This is a genomic window from Myxococcales bacterium (genome assembly GCA_016717005.1).
In the GTDB taxonomy this organism is placed as follows: Bacteria; Myxococcota_A; Polyangia; order Haliangiales; family Haliangiaceae; genus UBA2376.
Window position 1 is genome coordinate 270,860 of record JADJUF010000007.1, and the last position, 24,791, is coordinate 295,650.

Annotated in this window: 13 protein-coding genes; 5 read left to right on the forward strand and 8 right to left on the reverse strand. The window is 74.6% G+C overall.

The features are described 5' to 3' along the window. Positions 1–38: 38 nt before the first annotated feature. The 4 genes from clpB (at position 39) to IPL61_08135 (ending at position 7,433) form a co-directional block, all read left to right on the forward strand. On the forward strand, positions 39–2,651 hold the full coding sequence (gene clpB, locus IPL61_08120; protein MBK9031288.1) for an ATP-dependent chaperone ClpB: 2,613 nt from the start codon (positions 39–41) through the stop codon (positions 2,649–2,651). A 13-nt stretch (positions 2,652–2,664) separates the two neighbouring features. Further along, positions 2,665–3,501 carry a DnaJ domain-containing protein gene (locus tag IPL61_08125; GenBank protein ID MBK9031289.1) on the forward strand — a complete coding sequence of 279 codons (837 nt, stop codon included), beginning with the start codon at positions 2,665–2,667 and terminating at the stop codon, positions 3,499–3,501. A gap of 90 nt (positions 3,502–3,591) precedes the next feature. Continuing rightward, positions 3,592–6,078 carry an endopeptidase La gene (gene lon / locus IPL61_08130; protein MBK9031290.1) on the forward strand — a complete coding sequence of 829 codons (2,487 nt, stop codon included), beginning with the start codon at positions 3,592–3,594 and terminating at the stop codon, positions 6,076–6,078. An 8-nt stretch (positions 6,079–6,086) separates the two neighbouring features. After that, on the forward strand, positions 6,087–7,433 hold the full coding sequence (locus tag IPL61_08135; protein MBK9031291.1) for a prenyltransferase: 1,347 nt from the start codon (positions 6,087–6,089) through the stop codon (positions 7,431–7,433). A gap of 235 nt (positions 7,434–7,668) precedes the next feature. Here IPL61_08135 and IPL61_08140 read toward each other — a convergent pair whose 3' ends face one another. The 6 genes from IPL61_08140 to IPL61_08165 form a co-directional block, all read right to left on the reverse strand. Then, the gene (locus IPL61_08140; GenBank protein ID MBK9031292.1) at positions 7,669–7,902 is read right to left on the reverse strand and encodes a hypothetical protein; all 234 of its coding nucleotides are present in this window, start codon (positions 7,900–7,902) and stop codon (positions 7,669–7,671) included. 265 nt (positions 7,903–8,167) lie between these two features. Beyond that, complete coding sequence (locus IPL61_08145; GenBank protein MBK9031293.1) at positions 8,168–8,446, reverse strand: hypothetical protein; 279 nt, start codon at positions 8,444–8,446, stop codon at positions 8,168–8,170. A gap of 958 nt (positions 8,447–9,404) precedes the next feature. After that, on the reverse strand, positions 9,405–10,094 hold the full coding sequence (locus tag IPL61_08150) for a hypothetical protein (GenBank protein ID MBK9031294.1): 690 nt from the start codon (positions 10,092–10,094) through the stop codon (positions 9,405–9,407). A gap of 50 nt (positions 10,095–10,144) precedes the next feature. Beyond that, positions 10,145–10,303 carry a hypothetical protein gene (locus IPL61_08155; protein ID MBK9031295.1) on the reverse strand — a complete coding sequence of 53 codons (159 nt, stop codon included), beginning with the start codon at positions 10,301–10,303 and terminating at the stop codon, positions 10,145–10,147. 930 nt (positions 10,304–11,233) lie between these two features. Next, positions 11,234–13,270: a hypothetical protein gene (locus IPL61_08160; protein MBK9031296.1), complete on the reverse strand. Its 2,037-nt coding sequence runs from the start codon at positions 13,268–13,270 to the stop codon at positions 11,234–11,236. Positions 13,271–13,313: 43 nt separating this feature from the next. Next, the gene (locus IPL61_08165) at positions 13,314–15,314 is read right to left on the reverse strand and encodes an ATP-binding protein (protein ID MBK9031297.1); all 2,001 of its coding nucleotides are present in this window, start codon (positions 15,312–15,314) and stop codon (positions 13,314–13,316) included. A 164-nt stretch (positions 15,315–15,478) separates the two neighbouring features. Here IPL61_08165 and IPL61_08170 point away from each other — a divergent pair, with 164 nt between their 5' ends. Further along, entirely contained in the window at positions 15,479–16,474 is a 996-nt protein-coding gene (locus IPL61_08170) for an SUMF1/EgtB/PvdO family nonheme iron enzyme (protein MBK9031298.1), read from the forward strand. On the opposite strand, the gene IPL61_08175 is transcribed toward IPL61_08170, so the two are convergent. Continuing rightward, positions 16,475–24,196, reverse strand: a complete 7,722-nt coding sequence (locus IPL61_08175; protein ID MBK9031299.1) for a DUF4157 domain-containing protein — start codon at positions 24,194–24,196, stop codon at positions 16,475–16,477. It abuts the gene before it with no gap. 82 nt (positions 24,197–24,278) lie between these two features. Continuing rightward, positions 24,279–24,698: a hypothetical protein gene (locus IPL61_08180; GenBank protein ID MBK9031300.1), complete on the reverse strand. Its 420-nt coding sequence runs from the start codon at positions 24,696–24,698 to the stop codon at positions 24,279–24,281. Positions 24,699–24,791: the final 93 nt, after the last annotated feature.

A 24,791-nucleotide genomic window follows, 5' to 3' on the forward strand; every position in this document is an offset into this window, starting at 1 on the left:
TTGCCTGTTTCGTATGGGTGGTTACATCTGGAGTCGCCATGCGATTCGACAAGCTGACCGTCAAGGCCCAGGAAGCACTCGCGTCTGCGCGGGACCTCGCGAGCGCACGCCGCCACCCCGAGGTCCTGCCCGAGCACCTGCTGCACGCGCTGATCAGCCAGGACGGCGGGGTCGTGCCCCGGATCCTCGCCAAGCTCGGCGCCGACCCGCGGGTCGTCACCACCGACCTCGACCGGGCGCTGGCCAAGCTGCCGACCGTGTCGGGGGCCGCGGTCGAGGTCGGCATCTCGAGCCGGCTCAAGGACGTCTGGGAGGCGGCCGCGACCGAGGCCGGCAAGCTCAAGGACGAGTTCCTGTCGACCGAGCACTTCGTGCTGGCGCTGGCGCCGACCAAGGGCGCCGCTGGCGACGCGCTGCGCGCCGCCGGGGCCACGCCCGAGGCGCTGCTCGAGGCGCTCCAGGGCGTGCGCGGCAACCAGCGCGTGACCGATCAGAACCCCGAGTCGACCTACGAGGCGCTCGACCGCTTCACCCGCGATCTCACGCGCGACGCCCAGCAGGGCAAGCTCGATCCGGTGATCGGCCGCGACGAGGAGATCCGCCGCACCATCCAGATCCTGTCGCGCCGCAGCAAGAACAACCCGGTGCTGATCGGCGAGGCCGGCGTCGGCAAGACCGCGGTCGTCGAGGGCATCGCCGGGCGCATCGCCGCCGGCGACGTGCCCGAGAGCCTGCGCGGCAAGCGCCTGCTCGCGCTCGACCTGGGCGCGCTGGTCGCCGGCGCCAAGTACCGCGGCGAGTTCGAGGAGCGCCTCAAGGCGGTGCTCAAGGACGTGGCCGCGGCCGAGGGCCGGGTGATCCTGTTCATCGACGAGCTCCACACGCTCGTCGGCGCCGGCGCCGCCGAGGGCGCGCAGGACGCCGCCAACATGCTCAAGCCGGCGCTGGCGCGCGGCGAGCTGCGCTGCATCGGCGCGACGACGCTCGACGAGTACCGCAAGCACATCGAGAAGGACAAGGCGCTCGAGCGCCGGTTCCAGCCGGTCCGCGTCGACGAGCCCAGCCTCGACGACACGATCGCGATCCTGCGCGGCCTCAAGGAGCGGTACGAGGTCCACCACGGCATCCGGATCCGCGACGCGGCGCTGATCGCCGCGGCCCGGCTGTCGCACCGCTACATCCCAGCCCGGCAGCTGCCCGACAAGGCGATCGACCTCGTCGACGAGGCCGCGTCGCGCCTGAAGATGGAGATCGAGAGCGTGCCGACGCCGATCGACACCATCGAGCGCAAGGTCGTGACCCTCGAGATCGAGCGGGCCGCGCTCGAGCGCGAGGACGACGCCGCCGCGCGCCGGCGCCTGCCCGAGGTCACCCGGGCCATCGCCGAGCTGAGCGAGCAGGCCACCGGCATGCGCGCGCAGTGGCAGCACGAGCGCGAGCTGATCGCCGGCCAGCGCACCAAGAAGGCCGAGCTCGAGGCCGCGCGCGGCGAGGTCGAGCGCCTGACCCGCGCCGGCGACTACGCCCACGCGTCCGAGCTGCGGTTCGGCGACATCCCGCGGCTCGAGCGCGAGCTCGCGGCCGCGGCCGAGCAGCTCGCCGGCGGCAAGCAGGCCGGCGGGTTCCTGCGCGAGGAGGTCACCGAGGACGACATCGCCACGGTCGTCGCCAAGTGGACCGGGATCCCGGTCGAGAAGATGCTCGAGGGCGAGGCCGGCCGCCTGGCCCACCTCGAGGACCGGCTGCGCCTGCGCGTCGTCGGGCAGGAGGCCGCGGTCGGCGCGGTCGCGCGCGCGGTGCGTCGGGCCCGGGCCGGCCTCCAGGATCCCAACCGCCCGATCGGCTCGTTCCTGTTCCTCGGGCCCACCGGCGTCGGCAAGACCGAGCTGGCCCGGGCCCTGGCCGACCTGCTGTTCGACGACGAGCGCGCGATGGTGCGCATCGACATGAGCGAGTACCAGGAGAAGCACACGGTCTCGCGCCTGGTCGGGGCCCCGCCCGGCTACGTCGGCTACGATCAGGGCGGCCAGCTGACCGAGGCGGTGCGCCGCCGGCCGTACTCGATCGTCCTGCTCGACGAGATGGAGAAGGCCCACCCCGACGTCTGGAGCGTGCTCCTGCAGGTGCTCGACGACGGCCGCCTGACCGACGGCCAGGGCCGCGTCGTCGACTTCAAGAACACCGTCCTGATCATGACGTCGAACGTCGGCTCGCAGCACCTCGTGCGCATGCGCGACGCGGGCGCCGACGCCCGCGCGATGGAGGCCGCGGCCGATCGCGAGCTGCGCGCGACCTTCCGGCCCGAGTTCCTCAACCGGATCGACGACATCATCTTCTTCGCGCCGCTCGGCAAGGAGCAGCTCGCGCCGATCATCCGCATCCAGCTGGCGCGGTTCGGCACGCTCCTGGCCGACAAGGGCCTGACCCTCGAGCTGACCGATCGGGCAGTCGCCCAGATCGCCGAGGAGGGTTACGATCCGACCTATGGCGCCCGGCCCCTCAAGCGCGCGATCGGCAAGCTGGTGATCGACCCGCTCGCCCTCGAGCTCCTGGCCGGACGCTACCAGGCCGGCGACGCGATCCTCGTCGACGTCGGCGCCGACGGCGCGCTCACGTTCGGCAAGGATCAGCGCCACGGAGCGGCCGCGTAGGCCGGACGCACCCATGTCGATCGACTTCGATCCGGCCGTCGACTACTACAAGGCGCTGGGCGTGGCCTCCAAGGCCACGGCCGACGAGATCAAGAAGGCCTACCGCAAGCTCGCCAAGCAGTTCCACCCGGACTCGACCGGCGGCGACAAGGGCAAGGAGACGCGCTTCAAGGACATCAGCAACGCCTACGACGTGCTCGGCGACGCCAAGAAGCGGGCCCAGTACGACGAGCTCCGCGCGATGGGTGGGCGGGTCCGGACCGGCCCGGGCGGCGCGGGCTTCCCGGGCGCCGCTGGGCCGTTCGGCGGCAGCCAGGTGTGGGATCTCGGCGACCTGTTCTCGCAGATGTTCGCTGGCGGACCGGGCGGCCCCGCCGGACCGAGCGCGCCGCCCCGCGGCGGCGGCGGGCGGCGCAGCGTCCGGTTCGAGCGCGGCGACGACGACGGCGGCTGGGTGTTCGAGTCGCGCCAGGGCCCGGGCCAGGGCCCGCCGCGACCCGCGGTCGCCGAGTCGCGGCTGCAGGCCGCCGACGGCTCGTGGCTGACGGTCAAGGGCAACGACGTCTACTCCGACGTCCACATCCCGTTCCACCACGCCATCCTCGGGACCGTGGCCGAGGTCGCGACGATCGACGGCACCGCGTCGGTGAAGATCCCGCCCGGCACGTCGAGCGGCCGCAAGCTGCGCCTGCGCGGCAAGGGCGTGATCACCGACGGCGGCGGCCCCGGGGATCACTACGTCACGGTCCAGCTCGACGTCCCCGCCGAGCTCGACGACAAGGCCAAGAAGCTCCTGCACGAGCTCACGGCGCACCTGGCCCAGACCGCGACCGCCGGCAAGCGCAAGTGACCCGCCGACACCTGATTGACACCCGCTCCCGCCACGACAGGCCCGGCATCTCGGGCTAAGGTCCAAGGACTCACGTCCGCTCGAGGAACCATGCCCAATCCCGCCCCCGCCCACGGCCAGTTTCCGGTCCTCCCGCTCCGCACCGAGATGCACCTCCCGGGGCGCGTCGCCTCGCTCGAGATCGGCCGCGAGGCGTCGATCCGCGCGGTCGAGGCGGCCTCGCGCGACGACAACCAGCTGGTGGTCATCCCTCAGCGCGACCCCGATCTGCGCGACATCGCGCCGCGCGATCTGGTCGAGGTCGGCGTGCTGGCGGAGATCGTCTCGGTCATCAAGCACTCGCCCGGTCGCTTCACCGCGGTGCTGCGCTTCACCCGCCGGGTCAAGATCGACGGCATCGTCGCGAGCGAGCCGTTCCTGGTCGCGGCCGTGTCGCCGCTGGCGGTCCGCTCGAGCGCGCCGCCCGAGCGCATCGCCGCCGACGCCGCCCGGGCCCGCGACTACCTGACCGCGCTGATCGCCGACGCCCACGCCACCCGCGAGGCCAAGGACAAGGAGGCCAAGGAGGCCGGCAAGGAGACCAAGGAGGCCAAGGATCCGGCCCGGGCGCACGACACCGCGCGCGACGCCCTGGCCGCGCTGGCCGCGGTCACCGATCCCGACCTCGTCGTCGATCACGCCGCGCCCTACGTCGAGCTGCGCCGCGACGAGATGCTCGCGATCCTGCTCGAGACCGACTCGGCCAAGCGCCTGGCGACGGTGCTGCCGGCGCTCGAGCGCCGCGCGACGGTGCTGCGCCTCAAGGGCGAGATCGGCGCCGAGCTCGAGGGCACGACCTCGGTCACCCACCGCGAGAAGGTGCTGCGCGATCGCATGCGCCAGATCCAGGAGGAGCTGGGCGAGGCCGACGAGAACGCCGAGGTCGACGAGCTGCGGATCAAGGTCGACGCCGCCAAGCTGCCGGACGAGGTCCGCGCGGTCGCCAAGAAGCAGCTCGCGCGCATGGCCGGCATGGCCACGGCGTCGCCCGAGTTCTCGATCGCCCGCACCTACGTCGAGACCCTGCTCGACATCCCGTTCGGCAAGTACACCGACGACACGCTCGACGTGCCGGCCGCGCGCGCGATCCTCGAGGCCGAGCACGCGGGCCTCGACAAGATCAAGAAGCGCATCCTCGAGTTCCTGGCCGTGCGCAAGCTCGCGCCCGGCAAGCAGGGCCCGATCCTCTTGTTCGTCGGGCCGCCCGGCGTCGGCAAGACCTCGCTCGGTCGCTCGATCGCGCAGTCGCTGGGCCGCAAGTACGTGCGGATCTCGCTCGGCGGCGTCCGCGACGAGGCCGAGGTCCGCGGCCACCGCCGCACGTACATCGGCGCCCTGCCCGGCCGGATCATCAACGGCCTCAAGAAGGCCGGCTCGATGAACCCGGTGTTCGTCCTCGACGAGATCGACAAGATGACCGCCGACATGCGCGGCGATCCGGCGGCCGCGCTGCTCGAGGTGCTCGACCCCGAGCAGAACAAGGACTTCACCGACCACTACGTCGAGGTCCCGGTCGATCTGTCGAAGGTGATGTTCATCGCCACCGCCAACGCGCTCGACTCGATCCCCGGGCCGCTGCTCGACCGCATGGAGATGATCGAGCTGCCCGGCTACACCGCGGTCGAGAAGCTGGCGATCGCGACCCGGCACCTCGTGCCCAAGCAGCTGGCCGAGCACGGCATCGAGAAGGGCAAGCTGGTCCTGACCGACGACACCCTGCGCGAGGTCATCCACGGCTGGACCCGCGAGGCCGGCGTCCGCAACCTCGAGCGCGAGATCGCGGCCTTGTGCCGCTCGGCCGCGGTCGCGATCGCGTCCGAGGAGGCCGACAGCGTCCACCTCGATCCGGCCGACCTGCCGGCGATCCTGGGCCCGGCCAAGTTCAGCCACGACCTGGCCAACCGCAAGCCCGAGGTCGGCGTCATCACCGGCCTGGCCTGGACCCCGGTCGGCGGCGACGTGATGTTCATCGAGACCCGCAAGTACCAGGGCAAGGGCGAGCTGCGCCTGACCGGCCAGCTCGGCGACGTGATGAAGGAGAGCGCGACCGCGGCCCACTCGTGGGTCCGCGCCAACGCCGCCCGGCTCGGCATCGAGCACGAGCACATCGCGTCGACCGACCTGCACGTCCACCTGCCCCAGGGCGCGGTCAAGAAGGACGGGCCGTCGGCGGGCGTGGCGCTGACCGTCGCGCTGGTCAGCGCGCTGTCGGGCCGGCCGATCCGCAACGACATCGCGATCACCGGCGAGGTCGATCTGCGCGGCAACGCGCTGCCGGTCGGCGGCATCAAGGAGAAGCTGCTCGCGGCCCACCGCGCCGGCATCAAGATCGCCTTCATCCCGGCCAAGAACGCGAAGGACCTGGTCGACATCCCGGCCGAGATCCGCGCCGAGCTCGACATCCGGCTGATGAACAAGATCGACGACGCGCTCGCCGTCGTGCTCGAGCCGGCCCCGCCCGCGCCCGAGGCGCCGCCGTCGACGATCCCGCCGCCCGCCAGCCCCGGCGGCAAGCTCGTCACCGACACGCTGAGCTGAGCGCGGCGATGGCGTGGTGGCCCTGGGGCCGGCCGCTCGACGCCGCCGGCGTCGCGCGGCTCGCGGCGAAGCTCGGCCAGGCCCACGACCCCGAGCGGGCCTGGGCGCTGGCCGAGCCGCTGCGCGCGGCGATCGCTCACCCCGACGTGGCGCTGGCGCTCGCCGACAACCTCAGCGCGTTCGGGCCCGAGCGCGGCCTCGAGCTCGCGCGCGTCCTCTTGGCCCAGCACGGCGACCGACCGACCGTCCTGGCGGCGCTCGGCCGCGCGAGCGACGCGCTCGTCGATCTCGACGACCTCAACCGGCCGCCGCCGACCGACCCCTGGTTCGCCGAGGTCGTCGACCGCCTCGGGCGCGCGGTCGAGGCGACCACGGGCGACCTGCACCTGGAGCTCCTGCGGGCCCTGGCCGCCGCCGCGACCACGCTCGGCCGCGCTGGCGACGTGACCGCGGAGCGCGCGCACCGGGCGATCGCCACGCGCGCTCCGGACCTCGCCTCGATCCACTACAACCACGGGCTGTTCTTCAAGACCCGGGGCCGGTGGGCCGAGGGCCAGGCCGCCAACCAGCGCGCGCTCGACCTGCGCGAGGACGACGACGAGGCGACCTGGTGGAACCTGGGCCTGTGCGCCACCGGCGCCGGCGACGGCGCCACCGCCCTCGCCGCGTGGTCGCACCTCGGGCAGAAGGTCGCGCTCGGTCGCTTCGACCTGCCCGAGGGCAGCTACCGGATGGCCAAGGTCCGCCTGGCCCAGCGCCCGCTGGCGGAGCGCGGCCCCGACGCCGACGATCCGGGTCGCGGAGAGAACGGCTGGGTCGAGCGGCTGAGCGGCGGCCACGGCATCCTCCGCGTCGCGGTGTTCGCCGACGACCTCGGCCTCGAGTACGGCGACGTGGTCATGTTCGACGGCGCGCCGGTCGGGTACCACGGCGACGAGCCGCTGTTCCCGCACCTCGCGACGCTCCGGCGGCAGCGGTATCAGGTGTGGCGGTTCGCCGGCACCCAGGCGACGCCGCGGCAGCTGCGCGACCTGTCCGCGGACCTGCCCGAGGACACGATCGTCTACCCGCACACCGAGCAGGTGCGGATCCTGTGCGGCGCGTGCGCGCGCGGGCGCGGCGGCGACGGTCACGACCACACCGCCGAGGAGCGCCACCACGTCGTGCGCGGCAAGGTGTGCGCGCCGCCGCACCTCGCCCCCGCCGACGTGCTCGCGGCGCTCGACGCCGCGATCGCCGCGTCGCCGGGCGCCCAGCTGTACGCGCCGGCGCTGTCCGCCGCCGCTGGCGACGACGCCCGGGCCGACGTCGACCAGCGCCGCTACGCCATGCTCACGACCGACGCCGACGCCTGACCGCGAGCGCGCGGCGCGCACTGGTCCACCACCTTGACCCCGTCGCCGGGTGGTGACCGCGCCCGCGTCCGCTGGGTGCGCCAGGTGGACGGCGATCATCGCCGAGCCCGTCCGCGTCGCGCTCCGCCGCTCGCCCTCGCCCCGCTGGGCCCGATCTGCTTCCACGCCGCGTAAGCCTACCGTCCCCGCGCCGCCGACGCTATCGCCGACCCTCGGCCGCGCCGCGACCGTCCGCTCACCCCAGCTGGGCCACGAGCCGCTCGCTCTCGGCCCAGAGGCGGGCCGCCAGCGCCGGGTCCTCGCCGAGCGCGCTCGGCCTGGCGACGTTGCAGTTGCGGAAGTAGGCGCCCGACACGCCGGCGACCGCCGGGTGGCACGCGACGTAGCACTGCGTCGCCGCGCCCTGCGCGATCGACTTGAGCAGCACCGGGGACACGACGCCCCAGAGCGCGCCGACGGCCGCGCCCATGCTCCCGGGTCAGGTTGGTCGCGATGACACCGGGATGGATCGCGTTGGCCGTGCGTCCGGAGCCGCCGAGGCGCCGCGCGCGCTCCTTGGCGAAGAGCAGGTTGGCGAGCTTCGAGCGGCCGCAGGCGCCCCACGGGGGTGTAGCCGCGCTCGCCGGCGAGGTTGTCGGAAGTCGATGCCCGCGCGCGGCGCCCTCGGCGGTGCGCGGTGCTCGACACCACGACCACCCGCCCGTCAGGGGCCAGCTGGTCGAGCAGGCCGGTGATCAGCATGAAGTGGCCACGAGGTGGTTGGTCAGGAACTGGCGCTCGAGCCCGTGCCGGACCGTCAGCGTGGGCAGCGCCATGATCCCGGCGTTGGCGATGATCCCCGCCAGCGCACCGCCGTCGCGCCGCACCGCCTCGACGCAGGCGCGCACGCTCGCGGGCTCCGACAGCTCGCACGCGACCGGCACCGCCCCGGGCGCGCAGGCCCGCGATCGCGGCCCGGGCCTTGTCGACGGTCCGGGCCGCCGCGAGCACGCGCGCGCCCGCAGGTGGAGCACCCGCAGCGTCTCGAGCCCGATGCCCGGAGGTGGCGCCGGTCAGCAGGAAGGTCTTGCCCGCCAGGTCGCGGCCGGCCGTGACCTGCTCGGCGGTAGAGGCGGCGCCGAAGCCGCTGCGGCCTCGAGGTGTCAGCGAGGCGATGAGACCCATGCGCTGGTCTAGCAGACCCGGTCCGGCTCCGCCGCAGGCGCTACCAGCCCGACGGGCCGAGCTCGGCCCAGGTCGGCAGCGGCTCGGTCATGAGCAGCTGGCGCCCCGCGCGCGCCAGGATCCGCGCGAGCAGGTCGCCGATGGGCGAGTGGTGGTAGTCGTCGAACTCGGCGGGCGAGCGCCAGAAGCGCGGGGATCACCAGCTCCTCCTCGAGCGCGAAGGTGCGCGTCGAGCAGCCGGTCGTGGTCGCGCAACGCCGCGCCCAGCGCCGCGCGGGCCGCCTCGTGCCCTGCGTCGCGCGCGCTGCGACGACGTGGCAGCGGTCGAAGCAGGCGCGCACCTCCCGCTCGGCCTCGTGGAGCGCCGCGTGGCCCCGCTCGGCAGGTCGCGTGTCGACGCACGCGCGCCGCGCGAGGAAGGGTAGAGCTTGTTATCTCTCGTAGGCCTCGTGGCTGCATCGCGCTCATCCACGGAGAAAGAGCTGTTCCGGCGATGGCCGTGTCGGCGGGGGCGCCGCGAGCGCCGCGACCTCTCGGCTCACGCGCGCCGAAAGCTCTCGTGCGAGCCCAGCAACAGCACCTGCGACGGGAAGTGCGGGTGCGACGACCACTCGGCGCGCGCCACGTGGGGGCATGCAGCTCATCAGATCGGAGACCGTAAACCGAGTTCGGGCCACGCAACCGCGGCGCAGCGGCCGGGTCTCACACGGTCAGACGAGCGGTCGCGCGGCGCGGCCGGAACGGCTGCGTCAGCCGATGCGCCGGACCGGGCCCGACCGCGGTGGTCGCCGCGCCCCGCGTTTGCGCTCAGGGCGGCAGGTCCGGAGGGCGTGGCCGCGACGTCGAAGATGCGGATGCGCCGGACCGTGCCGGCCGCGGCCTCGCCCTGGCCGGTGGCGTTGTCGTCGATGAAGAAGTGGGCCGGGCCGCGGGCGCGACCAAGGTCGCGACCTCGGCGGCGTCGACGAACTGGAACACCTGGGCGCCGTCGACGTAGGCGGTCACCGTCGCGGCGGCGTCGCGGCTCAGCGTCATCTGGTAGGTCGTGCCCGCGATCAGCCCGGGTGGGCCGTCGGCGAACGACGAGCCGGCGACCACGACGAACTGCGCGAGGTCGCCGTAGGTGTAGTAGCCCTCGTCGGTGACCAGGTCCTCGAAGTCGAGGATCTTGTGCCAGCCCGACAGCGTGTCGAACGCGAACACCGGATCGACGGTGTAGACCCGGTCGAGCATCGCGCCCGAGACCGACAGCCCCTGGTTCGGGCCGAACTGATAGCCGCCGGCGGTAGACGTGCCGCCGGCCGGCGTCAGCGCCGGCCCGCCGTAGTCGTCCTGGTAGTCGCCGTCGAGGTGGTACTGGTGGATCGGCTGGAGCCCGTCCGGAGCGTCCTCGGTCAGGGCGTCGTCGCCGCCGCCACCGTCGGCCACGGCGTCGTAGCCGACGCGCCCGCACGCGGCCAGCGCCGCGACCAGGATCGGAGCGAGCCAGCGGCCCATGGCGCCGACGGTACACCACCGCCACGGTCCCGGCGCCCAGGACGCCGCGGTCACGCGCCCAGCGCGGCGCGTTCGGCCGCGAGCGCGTCGACCACGCGGGCCCGACGCGCCGCGGCGGCCTCGCGCTCGGCCAGCACGTCGTCGTAGGCGTCGCCGGTGACCACGCGCTCGGCGGCCGAGGTGAGGAGCTCGATGTCGGCGGTGACCACGTCGCTGGCCAGCGGCGCCAGCGCCGCGCGCAGGCCGTAGGCGCGCCGCCCCGCGCCGCCCAGACCGCGCCGGGCGACCCGGTACGCCTGGCGGTGCGCGGCGACCCGGGCCGCGATGGCCGCGCGGGCGGCCCGCCTGCTCGTCGGGCGCGAACACCGACGCGACCAGCGCTCCGAGCGCCGCCGTCGCCAGGCGCGCGGTCGCGGGCGCGCGCCGCCACCAGCGCCACGGCGGCGAGGCGATCGAGCCAGTCGACCTGGCTCGCCGCGAACGACGCGATCCGGCTGGCCAGGTCGACCACGGCCACGCCGCCCGGCGTGTCGAGCGCGGTCGTACCGACGCCGTGCCCGAAGCGCGTGCAGCCGCGGCAGCGCCGCCGCCAGGTCGTCCGCGCTGGCGCCGCGCCGGCGGCCCGGGCGGTTGATCACCTCGAGCTCGCTGGCGACGTCGATCACCAGCGCGTCGACCGATCGCGGTCAGCGCGCCGAGGTCGCGCCGGGGTCGGCCAGGGTCAGCGCAGGCGCTCGAGCTGCTGGTCGAAGTCGAGCGCCACCAGCATCGCCAGCGTCGCCTCGCCGGTGCTGGGCGTGCCGGCGGCGTGGACCATCGCGCCGGCGTCGGCGTCGAGCGTGCGCACCGTCTCGAGCGTGCCGACCGCCACAGCGCGCCGCGCCAGCCGCCGGCGACGCGCTCGGGCTCGAACCGATGGATCACCAGGTGGCGCTGCGTCGGCGGCGCCTGGGCCAGCGCGGCGCTCGGGCGCTCGGCCTGCGCGCTCAGCCAGGCCGCGGTGGGCCGCCGCCAGCGCAGGAGCGGGAAGCGCCGGAACACCGGCACGAGCGCGCGCCGCCCGCGGGCGACCACGCCGAGCGCGGCGGCGCGATCGTCGGCGACGTCGGTGGCGGTGCCGGTCGCCGTCGGCGATGGGGTCAACAGGTCGCGCAGCCCGGGCCCGTCGCCGATGAGCGCCAGGTCGAGCCGGTGGCGGCGGCGCGCAGCGCCTGGTCGGGATCGAGGAGGTCGCGCGGCGAGATCGGCCCGCCGGGCCCATCGAACGGTCGATCGAGGATCACGATCGCCTTGCCGGCGAACAGCTCCGCCAGCGTGCCGCCGCCCGCCAGCGGCCGCTCGAGATCGAGGTGGCCCTCGCGCGAGACGTCCCACAGCGCCAGGCGCGCCATCACGCCGTGCGCGGTCGCCTCCCACCGCGCCACGTCCTCGGCCGAGGTCTGGTGGCTGACGACCAGCACGACGTCGGCGTCCTCGGTCACGAACGCCCGGGCCACGCGCACGGTCACCGCCCGGAGCTGCACCGGCCGCGGCGTCGCTGGGTCAGCGAGCGGCCCGAGCTCGAGCGCGATCGTCAGCGTGAGCGCCTGGTACTCGGGCGCGTCGGCGGTCACGCGCAGCTCGGCCTCGACCTCGCGCGCCTCGCCCGGCGCCAGCAGGTCGATCGGGAGGACCCAGGCCTCGGTGGCGGCGCCTGACCGGCCGTCGCCGGTGATCGTCGCGTGGCGCCCCGCCAGCCCCGCGTCGTCGGCCCGGGCGATCCGCACCTGCAGCGCCCGCGGCGCCGCGGCGCCCGCGCCCAGCGCCACCGTCGAGCGGTTGGTCACGGTCAGCCGCACGCGCGTGGCCTCGCCCGGCGCCAGCGACCGCAGGTGCCGCGGCGCCGACAGCGTCACCGGGTGCCGGATGACGATCGCGCCGAGGGCGCGCGCCGACGCGTCCTGGTAGTCGTCGAACCCGCGCCGGACCTCCGGGCAGCTCGGCGCGGTGCACGATCGTCGTCGACGCCGCCAGCGGCTCCCCGGCTCGGTCGGCGTGTGATCGCGGATCGTCGCGATCAGCTCGCCGTCGACCCGCGCGACCGCGTCGGCCGGCAGGCCCGGCGGACACACGAGGTGGCCGTCGGCGGGCGCGAGCCAGTCGGTCTGGGCGAGGGCGAGCGTGAGCGGGCTGGTCGTCGGCGTCGGCATGCCGCCGACGTTGACGACCTCGAGCCCGGTCACCCGCACCTGATCGCCGGGCTCGTAGGTGCCGTCGCCGCTGCCGTCGACGTGGCGGAACCCGCGCAGCCGCAGGTCGTAGCGCGACGCGTACACGCCGCCGTCGTCGACCTCGATCGTCAGCTGGCCCGGCGCCGCGTCGGCGCCACGCTGCACCCGCGCGTCGCCGCCCCGCCCCGCCGCCCCGTCGTGCCCGTCGCGCCCGGCTGGGTTCGAGTGGTGGGTGGTGTCGATCCGGGTCTGGCCGTTGGCGTCGGTCGACGAGTCGGTCTCGGTCCACGAGTACGACGAGCCGCCGCGGCCGCCGACGCCGCCCTGGCCGCCACGGCCGTTGACGCCCGGCGCGCCGCCGGCGCCGCCCGCCACCGCGTGGTCGATCAGCATCAGCGCCGCGGTCGCGTCGGCGGCCACCCGCACGACGATCGCGCCGCCGCGCCCGCCGGCGCCCCCGCTGGTGGCGTCGCCGCCCGCGCCGCCCGCGCCGCCATCGCCGCCATCGCCGCCGCTGCCGTGCCGGGTCGCGTCGGCGCCGTCGCGACCACGCCCGCCCGCGCCGCCCGCGCCCCCATCGCCGCCACGTCCGCCGGCGCCGCCGACCGCGCGCAGCGCGATCGCGCCGCGCTCGCCCACGAAGCCCGCGTGCTCGACCGCCGCCACGCCGCCGTCGGGCCGCCGCCGCTCGCCGCGCAGGGTGAAGGTCCCGTCGGCGAAGGCCAGCGTCACCGCGATCGAGCCCGCGTCCTCACCGGCGACCGCCGCGCCCGCGTCGCCGCCGCGCTGACCGTCGCTGGCGGCGAGCAGCACCCCGCCGCGACCGCCGTCGGCGCCGTCGGCGCCGGCCGCCCCGTCGGCGCCGCGCGCGCCCGACACGTCGACCCGCGCCAGCTCGCCGGCCGGCCCGGCGGCGGCGCCCACCACCAGCTCCCGGTACGGGGCCCCGCCGCTGGCGACGGTCATCGACCGACCTCGCCCCCGCGTAGGTCGAGGTCCGCGCCCGCGGTCACGTCCGGGATCCCGCCAGCACGCGGCCCATCGACCGCGCGACGTCGCGGGCGGCGTGCTCGAGATGCCGCTGCCCGATCGCCACGCCCTCGGTCGCGGCCAGGAACGCGGCGGCCAGGGTGGCGTTGCGGATGTGGCCGCCGCAGAAGTCGGGGAAGCGCGCGGCCAGCGTCGACGCGTCGAGGTCCGCGCCCACCGGCGCCGCCGCTGGCAGCAGCGCCCGCCACAGGCGCTCGCGCTCCTCATCCCCGGGCGCTGGGAACTGGACGTGCGCGGCCAGGCGTCGTCGGAACGCGTCGTCGATGCTGCCGTCGAGGTTGGTCGTGAGGATCGCGATGCCGGCGAAGCTCTCGATGCGCTGGAGCAGGTAGTTGACCTCGAGGTTGGCGTAGCGCTCGGTCGCGCCCTTGACCTCGGTCCGCCGGGCGAACAGCGCGTCGGCCTCGTCGAAGAGCAGCAAGACGTGCCCGGTCTCGGCGGCGTCGAACACGCGCCCCAGCGACTTCTCGGTCTCGCCGATCCACTTCGACACCACCTGCGACAGGTCGACCCGGTACAGGTCGAGGCCCAGCTCGCGCGCGACCAGCCCCGCGACCATGGTCTTGCCGGTGCCGGGCGGCCCGCTGAACAAGACGGCGATGCCGTCGCCGCTGACGTGGCGCGCGAAGCCCCACTCGGCCAGGACCTGGTAGGCGTGGCGCGCGCGCGCCACCACCACGCCGATCTCCTCGCGCGTCTCCTCGGGCAGCACCAGATCCTGCCAGTCGTTCTTGACGTGGACCGCCCGGGCCAGCCCGCCCAGGCGCTCCTGCGTCGAGCGCCGGACGCCCTCGGTGAGATCGGCCGCGATCGGCGCCTGGGCGCCGCGGCCGTGCATCACCACCTGCGCGGCGCGCCAGGCTCGCTCGATCGCGCCCGGCACCAGCCGGAACCGCAGCGCGATCTCGGCCAGCACCGGCTCCGACACCTCGACGCCGGCGTCGTCGGCCGCGAGCGCCCGCCGCCACAGCGCGAGGCGCGCCTCGGCTTCCGGAGGCGCCACCTCGTAGCGCACCAGCGCGTCGGCGCCGTCGAGCTCCACGCTGCCGGCCGTGGTCGCGATCGCCACCGACACGCCGACCTGGGCGGCGAACGCGGTCAGGGCGCCGCGGCGCGCGGTGGCCTCGGGGCCGTCGCCGGCGACGGTCTCGCCCCCGACGACCATCGGCACCGCGCCGGTCAGCGCGACCTCGCGGCGCAGCGCGTGCAGCACCTCGTCGATGTCGGCGCCGCTGGCGACCCGCCCGAGATCTGCGGCCACCACGTCGCGCCCGATCCGCCGGGCGGCCTCGGCGACCACCGTGCGCCGGCCGACGCCGGCCGGGCCCGTGACCACGACGACGACCGGGCGCCGCTCCCCGAGGGCCAGCGCGATCCGCTCGGCGTTCAGATCGACGCCGTCACCCAGGATCAACATCGACGGGACCTCGACCCGACCGCCGATGGCGGCCAGCGCGGCGTCGACGCCGTCGCCACCTGCCAGGAACGCGCTGACGCGCTCGGGCACCAGCAGCGGCGTCAGCGGTCCGATCGGCGCCGCCGACGTGACCACCACCAGCTGGTGCCGGAGCAGCGGGTGCCCGGCGCCGAGCCGGCCAGCCAGGCGCCGGATCCGCGCCGGCGCCCAGCCGACGACCCGCGCGAACGCCACCAGCGTCACGCCGCGCTGGGGCTCGGCGACGAGCACGTGCAGGTGCGGCGCCAGCAGCGGGTCGCGCGCCCACGCCACCGCGAACCACAGGAACTCGACGTCGTCGGGCTCGAGCCCGATCCGCGCCGCCAGGGCCGCCATCCGGGTCGACGGGTAGGCCGCGCGCGCCTCGTCGATCAGGGCGAGCTCCACGGCCAGGGGATCGTCGGTCTCGACGCCGCCCCGGATCGCGATCATGCCGCGCAAGCGGAACGACTCGAGCGCCGCCTCGAAGCTCGCGCCGGCCCCGTCACGATCGTCGCCAAGCACGCCTGCAGCTTACCGCGATCACGCGTCCCGACGCTGCGCCGCGGCGGGCAGACGACGTGACGCCGCGGCGTCCGCGCCATCCCCGGCCGCGCCGCGCTGTCGACGCGTCGGCGCATCAGCGCGGCCCTGCCGACCCCCGCCGGCCGCGGTGTAGCATGCAGGCCATGCGCGCCCTCACGGCCATGGCCGCCACGCTCCTGCTCGCGTGCGGCAGCAAGAAGCCCGCCGCGGCGCCCCCGCCGGCCGCCGCCGACGCGGCCGCGCCCGCCCTCGTCGACGCAACGACCGCGATCGCCGACGAGCCGACCACCCCGCCGCCGCCCCCGACCCTCAAGCCCGGTGGCGAGGGCGACTGCACGCCCGCCTACGCGCCCCGCCCGACCCGCGATCCCAACCCGATGTGCAAGATCGCCGGCGGCACCTTCACGATGGGCGCCGCCCCCGACGATCGCAGCCCCACCGCCGCGCGCGCGCGCCCGCAGCGCCAGGTCACGCTGTCGCCGTTCACGATCGATCAGTTCGAGGTCACCGTCGCCCAGGTCGCGCACTTCCTCAACGCCGCCGGCAACGCCTGCCCGACCGCTCGCGGCGGCGCCTGCTTCGTCACCGCCAACGACGGCGGCGACTCGCCGATCGCCGTCACCGACGGCACGTTCACGGTGATCGGCGGGCACGCGCGAGAGCCGATGGGGTTCGGCACGCTCGCGGGCGCGGACCGCTACTGCGCGTGGGCCGGCAAGCGCTTGCCGACCGAGGCCGAGTGGGAGTTCGCGGCCCGCCACGATCCTCGGTCCGGACGTGATCGCGCGTACCCCTGGGGCACGACGTTCAGGACTGGCGTCGCGAACTGTGACGACGCCGCGTGCGCCGACGGCTTCGAGCGGGCCGCCCCGGTCGGCACGTTCGACGGCACCGGCGGACACGGTGACGGCCGCTCCCCGTGGGGCGTCCATGACCTCGCCGGCAACGCGGCCGAGTACGTCGCCGATTGTTACGTCGAGCCCTATCCCGCCTGCGCGCCGTGCGCCGATCCGGTGGTGCGGCGCGAAGACTGCGCCGCTGGCGAGCGGGGCGGGTCGTGGGCCAGCCCCGCGGACCACATCACGGCGAGCTCGCGGCAGATGGCCGCGAGCCCCGGCTTCCGCTGCGCGGCGCCCTGATCAGTCCGCGGCCTCCGGCACGTAGGGCAACTCAGCGTCGAAGCTATCGCCGTCGGCGATCGTCTGCCATCGGTCCTCGGCGTTCCGGATCCGCGTCCCCTCGGGCACCTTCACCGCCTTCAGGTGCATCTTGACCAGGTAGCCGTCACTGAGCTTGCGCGTGCTGATGACCTCGAGCACCTCGAGCGCCCGAGGGCCGATCACGAGGGCCTTGTCCCGGAGCACGACCCGATCGTCCCGCAACGCGAACGAGCGTCGCATCGCGGCCAGGACCTGCGGGCCACCGCCCGACGCGAAGACGTCCTTGGCGGACACGTCGTAGAAGTACGCGAACGCGATCGATCGAAGCACACCACTCGGGGTGGTCGCGGTCCAGACCACCGTGAACTCGATGATGCGCTTCCCGGCGTCGCCGCTGACCTCCCCGCCGATCGTCACGTCGATGCCGTCGAGCGTCGCGACCTCGCCCGTCGACGTCGTCCGGGTGAGCTTGGCCGCGATCGTCTCGGCGATCGCGGCGGCGTTCGGCCCCAGCGTCGCCGTCCGTTCATCCCACGTCACGTACCGCAAGGCGTCGGGCCGCTGGACCTGCCACAGCCGAGTGTCGTCGACGACGACCGGTTCGGTCGCCTCACCGCCGCCGGCCGCGGCCTCGCCGTCGGCCTCGTGCTCGCCGTCGTGGTCACCGTCCGCGGCTGGCTCCTTGGCCGGGTCGGCCTTCAGCTCGTCGGCCGACAGCTCGCCGTCGCCGTCCGTGTCGAGGCCGTCGCCGGTCGCCCCGCCGCCCGAGCTGGCGTCGTCGTGCTCGCGCTCGTCGGCCCAGAACGCGTCGTCGAGCGACTCGTCGACGTCGCCCTCGGCGCTCGCGCTGCCGCCGCTGCCACCGCTGCCGCCGCCCGTGCGCGCGCCGCCGCCGGCCGCCGCCGTGGCCGCGGCGTCGGCCCGGGCCTGGGTCCGCGCGTCCTTCTTGGCCTGGTCGGCGGCCTGCTGGTTGCGCTGCCGCCACGCCTGCACCAGCTCGGCCGAGGTCGCGCCCGGCGTGCCGTCGTCCTTGGTCTTCGGCCGCCACCCCTGCTGCTTGGCCATCTCGACGAACAGCTGCTGCACGAACGGTCGCTCCGACTCGAACATCGGCAGCGCCTTGCTCGCGCCGGCCCTGGTCGGCACCGTCACGACGCCGCGCTCGAGCAACGTCGCGAGCTGCTCGATCGAGAGGAACCCGAACTTCTGGATCAGGTAGCTCTGGTGGGTCGGGTCGTAGCCCTCCTTGGAGTCCTTCCACATCGCCTCGGCCAGCGCGAGCTGGTCGGCGTCGGGCTCGGGCAGGTCCTTCAGATCGACCAGCGCCTCGTCGCCCTCGGGCGCCGGCGCGCCGTCGGGCAGCTTGGCCGGATCGGTCTGGCTCGGCTCGCGGTCGCTCGCCTGCTTCTTGGCGCCGGCGGCGATGCGCGCCGCCACCGCCTTGCGGAACTTCTCGGCGGCGGCGGCCTTGGCGGTCTGGGCCGCGGCGTCGTCGGGCGCCGCGTCGGCCTTGGCCTTGGCGGTCGCGTACTCGGTGAAGCCGGCCTCGATCGTCGCCTCGAGCGTGGTCAGCTCGTCGACGTTGAGCGTGCCGGTCGGCGCGCCGGCGGCGTCGTCGTCGCTCAGCAGGCCCAGCTCCGCCAGCTTGGCCTCGACCGCGACCGCCTTCTCGATCGCCTTGGGATCCTGCTTGTTGAGCCAGGCCAGCTCCTCGGCCGACGGCATCTCGCCGCCCTTCTGGCCGTCGGGCAGCGTGACGCCCGCGGCCTTGAGCCGCTTCTTGAGCCGCGCCGCGTACACGAGCTGCTTGGTCGACGCGTCGTTGCTCATGAAGATGAGCGCCGCGTCCTTCCACGACATCGTCTTCAGCTTGTCGTAGATCTCACCGGCGTTCTCGAACGCGTGCATGAACAGCTCGGGCTCGTAGAGCAGGTTCTCGACTGTCTCCTTGGGGTTCGTCACCAGCCCTTGCACGCCGCGGATGATCTTGATCGCCAGCCCGACGTAGGGGATGAACCCCGCCAGCCGCTCGAGGAAGCTGAGCGACAAGGACAGCGAGATCGCGAACGGGTACGCCGCGCCCGGCATGTCGATCGCCGCCCGGCCCAGCTTCACGTACTCGCCGGCCAGGAGCGCCTTGCCGAACTGGCTCGCGAGCTCGGAGGCGCCGGGCACCTCGAGCCACAGCCGGGTCTCGTTGGCGGTGTGCTGATCGACGAACGACGCCAGGATGTCCGGCAGCAGCGGCAGATCGCCGACCCGGACCTCCTCGCCGACCCGCTCACCGCGGTTCTCGATGGCGACCTTGAACAGGTGGTTGGCGAACGACCCGCCGACGACGTCGGGCGTGAGCAGGCCCATCGCCGAGTCGGGGGTGGCGTCGGGCCCGACGATGTCGTCGAGGTTCATCAAGATCGTGACCAGCTTCTCGGCGGTCCAGCCGGCGTGGATCTCGATCGTGCGCGTCCCCTTCTTGCCCTCGTGGACCGAGGTGACCCCCAGCTCGACGCCGAGCTGATCGCCGGCCTGCTCGGGCGCGACGTCGCGCTTGAGCCCGAGGCTCATGTGGGTGCCCTGCTTGGGCTTGGGCTTCTTGGGGCTGGCGAACTTGCGCTGGCGCGGCAGCACCTGCGCCAGCAGCGCCTCGAGGCCCATCGACAGCGTGACCTGCTTGGCGTCGGCGATCGCGATGCCCTCGGCGTGGTCGCCCGCCGGCGGCTTGTCCTTGGGCGTGAACACCTGCCCGACCAGGTTGACCGAGTGCGTGCCGTCGCCGAGCTCCTGGATCGGGCTCTTGCCGAGGTCGAGCGCGAGGAAGTCGTCGAGCCCGAGCCCGAACGTGGTCAACGTGTCGCGGAACAGCTGGTGCATGCCGCCGATGCGCTTGGCGTCCGCGGGCATCGTGGCGTCGCTCGCCAGCGCCAGGTCCTCGACCTCGAGCGCCATGCTCTTGGTCGCGATCCGGAACTCGGTGGGCACGAGCCCGGCCAGCTCGCCCTTCGACACCACGTCGACCAGGTTGCTCCACCCGAACGTGGCGTACAGGTGGTCGGCGTCGCCGTCCTTGCCGCGCTGCAGCCGCAGGCCGCTGGCCCGGGCCTCGACGCCGATCCGCCGCTCGGTCAGGTCGCCGCCGATCGCCGCGCCGGCGCGCTGGGTCTTCCGCAGCACGTTGCCGACGGCGGTCGTCGCCTGCTTGACCTTGGCCGCGACCACGCGCTCGGCCTCGTCGAGGAACCACTCGGCGACGTCGAGCTCGACGCCGCGGCGGGGCGCCCCGGGCTCGTCGGCCGCGGACACGAGCGCGACCCGCAGGTGCTGCTCGCTGGCGTTGGCGTGGACCTCGGCCCGCGGGCCGACCGCGGCCTGCACCCACGACGGGCTGTCGGGCACGTCGATGTCGGCGACCTTGGGCAGCCTCGACACGTCGAGGCCGACGCCGACGGCGAACCCACCCTCGGCCCGGTCGTAGCGGGCCTCGTCGGGCACGAGGTCGCCCACGTCGAGCCCGTCGAAGAACCGGTGCAGGCGCCACATCGCGTGGCCGTGCGGCTGGACGTCCTGCTGCTTGGTGCCGGGCTTGGGCTTGGGCCCGAAGCCGAGCACGATGCCGTGGGCGGCCTTCGACTCCGGCCACAGGATCCGGACGCCGCCGTCGATGTCCGTGGTCGACTGGCCGCCGATCTTGGCCGCCAGCCCCGCGAGCCGCGCGCGATCGATCCGGATCACCATGCCGCGGTCGGTGCCGGTGACCTTGGCGAACAGCACCGCGTCGTCGCCGTCGGCGAGCAGCTCGACGACGACGTCGGCGCCGGCCGGCGCGCCCAGGTGATCGCGCACCAGCGGCGGGGCGTCGAACCGGGCCGAGGCCTGGGCCTTGCCCTCGGGCCGGGTCGCCAGCACCTGGCCCGCCTCGGGCGTGGCCGGCGCCTTGTGATCGCCATCGACCACGCGGCCGTACTCGAACGACGCCAGCTCGGTCGTCGGCGCGCCGGCCTTGCCCCCGGTGGTGACGTGGAACTGCAGCTCGACCGGCACGACGTCGCTGGGCTGGAACCCATCGAGCAGCCGCGTGAGCTGGAAGCCGATGTGGGCCTCGTCGTCCCACAGCCGCAGGACGCCATCACCGCCGAGCGCGACGTGCGGCAGCGTGGGGTCGTCCTTCTTGATCCGACCGCCGAACTTGCGCTTGAGCCAGGCCCACGCCTTCTCGAACGGCCCCAGCAGCGCCGCCAGATCGAGCTGGAACGACAGCTTGTGCTGGCCCCCGAACAGATCGCCGAGCGCGCCGTCGAGGAACGCCAGGTCGAGCGAGATGCCGAGCCCGAGCCCGTCGAGCCCGAACACCTCGAAGTCGAACTTCGGCAGCGCCGGCAGGTCGACGCCGATGCCCGACAAGAGCCGCTTGAGATCGACCGCGGGCCACGCGATCTTGCCGAGCGACGTGCCCGCGAACGGGTTGTGCAACGCCGGCAGCCACGACAGCGACAGGCCCGGCAGGCCCGGCAGCGCGATGCCCTCGAAGTCGGGGATCAGCCCGTCGAGCGAGAACCCCGACAGGCTGATGTTGGGTGCCAGCCGCGACAGATCCCAGCCGATCCAGCCGCCGCCGCCGCCGCCCTTGAGCGTCGGCAGCTGGATCCGCAGCACCCGGTCGACGATCGCCATCACGCCCCGGCCGATCTTGGCCGCGACGGCGGCGGCCTTGGCCGCGAACCCGCGCGCGCCGTCGACGGCGGCGCCCAGCGCCTGACCGAGCACGTCGAGCATGCGCTCGCCCAGCGCCCCCAGCCGCTTGAGCTGCTCGAGCAGCTTGACGACGTTGACGTAGCCGAGCAGGCCCTCGTCCTTGTCGGCCTCGCCGGTCGCGGTCAGCGCCAGCATCTGATCGGCGAAGTAGACGCCGAGGAACACGTCGTCCTTGCCGTCGGCGATCGCCAGCACGTCGCGCCGCACCGACGGCGCCGGGATCGCGAAGCGATCACCGATCAACCCGGCCGGGCGGTCGAAGGCGCCGCGGACGAGGCCGGCGGTGCCGGGCGCCTCGAGCGCGAGCTCGTCGGGGATCAGCGCGCTGAGGTCCTTGGCGCCGATCAGCTTGCTGACCCGCCAGGCCGCGCGCGCGTACGGGACCGGCTTGTCGCCGTCGGCGGCCTTCTCGCCGAGGCGGATCTCGAGCGCGGCGTCGTCGCCGATCTTGACGCCGCCCAGGTGGGGCACCGGCGCCCGGGCGCCGCGGCCGCTCGCCGGCGGCAGCTTGGCCTTGATCTGCGCCGCCAGCCGCGCCACGTCGAGCGACAGCCGCAGCGCCTCCTGACCGTCGCGGTGGCCGCTCTTGGCCTCGGCGTAGGCGATCAGGTGGGGATACTCGCCGGCGATCGCGACGTAGCCGGTCGCGCCAGGCGCGAGCCCGAGCGTGGTGATCGCGGTCTCCGGCAGCGCGACGCCGTCCTGCTCGGCCAGCGGCGCCGCGGGCCGCTGCGGCGCGGCCGCGCCGTCGGGGCGATCCTTGGCGGCCTCGGCCGCGGCCTCGGGGCCCGCCGCGACGGCGGCGCCCAGCTCGAGATCGGCGTCGTCGCCGTGGTAGCGGATCTCGACCGGCGCCAGGTCGGTGGCCTGGGCGCCGTCGAGGAGCCGCACGAGCGAGAACCCGAGCATCGGGGTCTTGTCCGGATCGCGCGCCTGCCCGTCGAAGATGCGGATCAGCCCGTCCTGGCCGAGGTGGATCCAGCGCTTGACGGCGCCGCCCGCGGCGCGCAGCTTGCGGACCAGCCAGCGCGCGGCGCTGGCGATGGCGCCGCCGGCCTTCGCCAGCAGCTCGAGCAGCGCCGACAGATCGAGGTTCACGCCGAACGTCGACGGCCCGCCCTCGCCCCAGTCGAGATCGGGCCACAGCCGGCCGAGATCGAGCGCCAGCCCGAGCTCGAGGCCGGCGAAGTGCAGGTCGAAGTCGATCGAGGGCAGGCTCGGCAGCGACGGCAGCCCCAGGTTGCCGAACAGATCCTTGAGGCGCCCCAGGTCGACGCCGAACGATCCCAGCTTGGGCCACTTGAGCCACGGCACCGACAGCCGCGGCAGCGCGCCCAGCTTCAGGCCCGGCAGGTCGAACGACCACGACGTCGGCCACAGCGCGCCGAGGTGGAAGCCGCCGCCGCCGCCGCCGAGCCGCGGCAAGAGCATGCGGAAGTCGAACGCGAAGAAGCTGCCGAAGTTGCCGCCCAGGTCGAAGCGCAGGAGCCCGCTGGCCCAGTTGAGGAAGTCGCGGCCGCCGCGCTTGAGGCGATCGAGCAGCCCGTCGAGCAGGTGCCAGGCCTTCTCGCCCAGCGCCTTGAGCTTGCCGACCAGGTACGCCAGATCGATCTCGGCCACGACGCCGGTGGTCGCGGCCGCGTCGGGCTTGATCGCGACGGCGAGCTTGCCGTCGCCGTAGTAGACGGTCGCGTGCACCGGCAGGTCGTCGGCGAGCCCGAGGACGCCGTGGCGCAGCTCAGGCGCGGCGAGCTCGAGGCTGCCGAGCGCGGTGCCGGCGTCGGGCAGCGCCGTGGCCGCCTTGACCTGATCGTCGGCGAACTGCTCGACCCGCCCGGCCTTGGTCGCGAGGCGGGCCTCGATCGGGCGCAGGCCGGAGGTGCTGCCTTGCCACGCGCCGCGCACGGCCCGCACCACGTCGATGACGACGAAGCTGCCGGTCTGCGGATCGCCCCAGAGGTGGATCTTGACGTGGCCGGCGCCGGCGCCCGTGAACCGGCCGGCGGCGCTGGCCAGGAACTCCTGCGCCTTCGGCAACAGCTCGGCGACCTGAGCCCCCGCCGGGCCGGCCAGGATCGTCAGCAGCTTGTCGAGGTCGACCTTCGCGACCAGCGTCGAGCCGCCCGCGGTGATCGCCAGCGCGAGGTCGGTGCCGACGATCGCCAGCGCCACCGTGACCGACACCTCGGGCGCGATGCCGAGGCCCGTGGCCACGTCGGCCGGCAAGCGCCCGGCCTCGAGCGTCACGCGCACCAGCTCGTCGCCCGGCGCCGGCGCCGCCTTGAACAGCCCGAGCGAGGTCGCGGCGACGTCGCCGGTCGCCGGGACCGCCGCCGGATCGAGCGGCTTGCGTTGCACCACCGCTGGCGCCAGCCGGCCGCCGGCGGTGATCTCGCCGAGCAGCGGCGCGGCCGAGCGGCCAGCCACGACCGCGTCGGCGACACGATCGGCGTGGCGCTCGTGGGGATCGTCGGACGGGCCGAGGCCCTTGTACGACACCACACCCTGCCGCTGCTGCACCACGTGCGCGGCTTCGTGGGCCGCGGTGTGGAGATCGGGGCTCGACGCAAAGCCGACCCGATCGCCGGTCGCGAACGCGGTCGCGCCGATGCTGCGCGCCGCCTCGCCCGCGCCGCCACCGACCTCGGCGCGAACGTTCGACACGTCGTGGGGTCCGAACGCGTCCTGGATCACATCGCCGTGCGGCAGCGCCGATGACGCGCCCGCGACGCTCGCCGTCGCGACGGCGCCGGCCTGCTCGGCAGACCAGGTCGACATCGCCTCGCGGTGCCCGTCGGCGTGCGCCTGCACCGGGCCGATCTCGCCCGCGCCCTGCTCCGCCGACCACGCCGCCATCGCGGCGCGGTGGGCCGCGGTCAGCGCTGGCGCCGCGACCTCCAACTCAGGGCTGTCGACGGCGGCGCCGTCGCGATGCGTGCGGGTACCCTTCATTGCACCAGCACATTGTACGTGCGATGAAGGTTCGACCTTCCTCGCGAATGTCGTGAATCTTCTCAGACGCTTGCGTCGGTCCTCAATCGCTCGCGCAGACCGAGCCCGGCTCGCACCGCACGGCGCAGCCGTCGCCGTCGCACGAGAACTCGCAGGTCGCGCCGCTGGCGCAGGTCAGATCGCAGCCGCCGCCGGGGCATTCGATCTCGCACGCCGAGCCGCCGGCGCAGGTCAGGTCACAGCCGCCCTCTGGGCAGGCCCACTGGCACGCGCCGCCGCTCGGGCAGGTCGCGACCGCGCCGCCGGGCAGATCGCCCTGCGTGGCCACCGCGCCGTCGGCGATCACCGTGGCGCCAGCGCCGTCGCCGTCGTCATCGGCGTCGTCGCCGTCCTCGACCTCGGCCGACGACGGGCCCATCGGCTGCGCCGCCGGCGCGTTGGCGATACACGCGGCCTGCGCCGCCACGACCACGGACACCGCGAACAAGGACAAGCTCTTCATCGATCGACACTCCCCGGGTGGACGGCCACGATGGTAGAGCCCCGCCGGGGCGGCCCGGTTGACCGGACGCAGACGTTTGAGACCGCGCCGCCG

Bases quoted from the DNA above. Each gene is read 5' to 3' on its own strand.
- IPL61_08150 (MBK9031294.1), bottom strand. From the start codon at position 10,094: ATGGGCCGCTGGCTCGCTCCGATCCTGGTCGCGGCGCTGGCCGCGTGC.
- IPL61_08135 (MBK9031291.1), top strand. From the start codon at position 6,087: ATGGCGTGGTGGCCCTGGGGCCGGCCGCTCGACGCCGCCGGCGTCGCG.
- IPL61_08180 (MBK9031300.1), bottom strand. From the start codon at position 24,698: ATGAAGAGCTTGTCCTTGTTCGCGGTGTCCGTGGTCGTGGCGGCGCAG.
- IPL61_08170 (MBK9031298.1), top strand. From the start codon at position 15,479: ATGCGCGCCCTCACGGCCATGGCCGCCACGCTCCTGCTCGCGTGCGGC.
- IPL61_08140 (MBK9031292.1), bottom strand. From the start codon at position 7,902: ATGGGCGCGGCCGTCGGCGCGCTCTGGGGCGTCGTGTCCCCGGTGCTG.
- IPL61_08160 (MBK9031296.1), bottom strand. From the start codon at position 13,270: ATGACCGTCGCCAGCGGCGGGGCCCCGTACCGGGAGCTGGTGGTGGGC.
- IPL61_08175 (MBK9031299.1), bottom strand. From the start codon at position 24,196: ATGAAGGGTACCCGCACGCATCGCGACGGCGCCGCCGTCGACAGCCCT.
- clpB (MBK9031288.1), top strand. From the start codon at position 39: ATGCGATTCGACAAGCTGACCGTCAAGGCCCAGGAAGCACTCGCGTCT.
- lon (MBK9031290.1), top strand. From the start codon at position 3,592: ATGCCCAATCCCGCCCCCGCCCACGGCCAGTTTCCGGTCCTCCCGCTC.
- IPL61_08125 (MBK9031289.1), top strand. From the start codon at position 2,665: ATGTCGATCGACTTCGATCCGGCCGTCGACTACTACAAGGCGCTGGGC.